This window comes from Ideonella sp. P3_A4, from assembly GCF_056403075.1.
In genome coordinates this window covers 1-1534 of sequence record NZ_JBFUGE010001000.1, presented here as the reverse complement: position 1 = coordinate 1534, position 1534 = coordinate 1, and the positions used below count along the sequence as shown (strand labels likewise).

The following is a 1534-nucleotide window of genomic DNA, read 5'->3' as shown; positions in this document are numbered from 1 at the left end:
GCACGATGTGCTTGCCGGCCAGGTCGGTCGAGGTGCCGGTCGTCTTGGCCATCACTGCATCTGTGCCCCGTGGCACTTCTTGAATTTCTTGCCGCTGCCGCAGGGGCAAGGGTCGTTGCGGCCGGGCAGCGCGTCGACGCGGCGCGGCGGCGGCTTGGGCGCGTGGTCCAGCCAGTACAGGCGCAGGTCTTGCGCGGCGTACAGCGCTTCCTGGATCAGCTCGTCGCGGCTGAGCTGTTCGCCTTCGTAGAGCTCTTCGAAGACTTCCTTCAGCTCCTCGTCGTCCATCGTCAGCGACGCGACGCGCAGCATCGTTTCGTCGTAGAGCTGGCCTTCCTCGGTTTCCAGGTCGGGCTCGGGCCAGTCCTTGGGAAAATCCTGCGTCGCGTCGAGAAAGCCCACCGCCCAGACCTCACCGGTCTGCTCCAGCAGCGCCATCTCGTCGGCCTTCACGTGGCCCTCGCTGATCAGGCGCTCTTTGTCTTCCTCGGTCAGCTCGATCATCAACGGCGCCAGGCGCAGCACGTCCGGGTCGTCGAGGATCAGCTCGGGGTCCAGCTGGTCCGCCAGCACTTGCCAGCGCGCCTCGATGACGGCCCGCGCCGCCGTGGCGTCCGCCGGGTCGGCGAAGGTGCGCGCGAACACGCCGTCGGCAAACACCGCCAGCCATTCATCGGCTTCGATCCGGCGCGGGCCGGCCAGCAGGGCGGCCATGTAGCCGTCCAGCCATTCGAGCGACACCTCGTCCTCGAAACCAGCCATGCGCTGGCACATCGCGTCCAGCGCTTCGATCTCTTCTTCGGTGCTCATGCGGGGTTCGGCCATCGCCACCCTCCTCTGCTTCGGGTAATCCGAAAGTGTCGCATGACGACCCGGCGCCGCGTGGCGCCTGGGGCCTGATTAGTCAGCCGTTCCCACGGCCGGCGTCCAGCGGGGCGGGTGGGGATGCAGGCGCGCCATCATCAGCGAGTCGACATACTCGCCGTCGCGCAGCGCAAAGGCCCGCTGCCGTCCTTCGAGCTCGAAACCGAACTTGCGGTACAGCGCCTGTGCGGGCAGGTTGTCAGCATAGACACCCAACTCGATGCGCAGCACGCCCAACCAGTTGTCGGCGTAGCTGCACAGCTCGGTCATCAGCGCCGAGCCGACGCCGCGGCCCTGCCATGGCGTAGCCACCGACATGCCCAGCGCCATCACGTGGCGCCGCCGCAGCTGCGTCCCCACCGGGTGCAGGCCAGCGCTGGCGATCACCTCGCCTTGCACTTCGGCCACCAGGTGCAACTCCGGGCTGTTGGGCGCGTTCTGGCTGCTCAGCCGGGTGCGCCACAACTCGGCGTCAGGGAACGGCAGCTGCAGCAACTGCCGGAACACCTCGTGCTCCTGCATCATGCGGGCAAAGGCCTCGGCGTCGGTTGGCCGGGCGCGGCGCAAGGTCCATGGGGTGGTACTGGGTTCGCTCATCGTGCTCACGAAAAATGCAGGCCGCCGATGCGCAGCCAGGGCAGCACCGTGCTGCCGGTGTCCAGCCGCTCAC

The 1534-nt window shown here is 67.8% G+C and carries 2 protein-coding genes; both read right to left on the bottom strand.

Going from position 1 to position 1534, the window contains the following annotated elements; all coding sequences use genetic code 11:
- Window positions 1-51 precede the first annotated feature (51 nt).
- Complete coding sequence (locus tag AC1DYI_RS35260) at window positions 52-825, bottom strand: UPF0149 family protein (protein WP_477208746.1); 774 nt, start codon at window positions 823-825, stop codon at window positions 52-54.
- Between the two features lie 75 nt (window positions 826-900).
- Window positions 901-1461: a GNAT family N-acetyltransferase gene (locus AC1DYI_RS35255; protein ID WP_477208745.1), complete on the bottom strand. Its 561-nt coding sequence runs from the start codon at window positions 1459-1461 to the stop codon at window positions 901-903.
- Window positions 1462-1534 lie beyond the last annotated feature (73 nt).